This window comes from Streptomyces sp. KR55 (genome assembly GCF_052245645.1).
In the GTDB taxonomy this organism is placed as follows: Bacteria; Actinomycetota; Actinomycetes; order Streptomycetales; family Streptomycetaceae; genus Streptomyces; species Streptomyces flavusporus.
Map to the genome: position 1 here is coordinate 1 of NZ_JBQQCE010000977.1, position 829 is coordinate 829.

1 protein-coding gene is annotated in these 829 nt (G+C 69.8%); it reads right to left on the minus strand.

Annotation, left to right across the window (positions count from 1 at the left end; genetic code table 11):
• Positions 1-128: 128 nt before the first annotated feature.
• Complete coding sequence (locus ACTWQJ_RS51900; protein ID WP_443313281.1) at positions 129-575, minus strand: ATP-binding protein; 447 nt, start codon at positions 573-575, stop codon at positions 129-131.
• Positions 576-829 lie beyond the last annotated feature (254 nt).

The window sequence follows — 829 nt, forward strand, 5'->3', positions numbered from 1 at the left end:
GGGGGGGGGCACGGCCGACAGCGCCGGGCACCGCTGCAACCCACCCCGGCCCCTGCCAACGCAAGAACACGCAAAGCCGGGGTCCAGGGAAACTCCCTGGACCCCGGCGCCGTACAACCAACCCGGCATCAGCCGATCGGCAGCCCCGTAGCCGGCAGCGACTGCTTCGGCAGCCCACCCTTGGCCAGCCCATCCGTCGGCAGCCCGCCCTTCGTCGCCGTCGAAGCGGTGTCACCCACGACTTCCCCGGCCGCCCCGGCAGCGTCACCCGCAACCTTCTGCGCCGCCGGCGTCGCCTTCTTCGCAATCTGGCCACCGGTCTTGCCGGCGGTCGGCACCGACTGCCTGACCGCCTTGCTGCCGGTGTCGCCCGCGAGCCCGGTGACGTCCTTGGCCGCGCCGTCGACGGTGTTGCCGACGCTCGCCCCGTCCAGGGCGGTCAGCCCGCCGAGGTTGGGGGTGGCGGGCGTTTCGGGGGCCGCGCTGGCGGAGCCGGCCGCACCGACCCCGGCAGCCGCTCCCGCTGCGACGAGCAGCGCGGCACGGGCGATCCGACGGGTCAGAGGGAGGGACATGGTGCTCCTTTGACGGGAGGAAACGATGAAGTGTCCGGCCGTGCCCGGCTGTTGATCTCCGGGCTCGGACGCAGTGACTACCGCTCGAAGCCCCCGAAGGTTGCGGCGACCCAGCGTAAAGAGTTGGCAATGTGTCGCATTATCGGCTCCGGATAAAAACGGGCAAAGGACACCCGGCTCCGATGTCTGCGGAATCCTTACGGCCCTTTGTTTTCAAGGCTTTCGATGGATGCGAGGGTGAGGTCACGAAAACC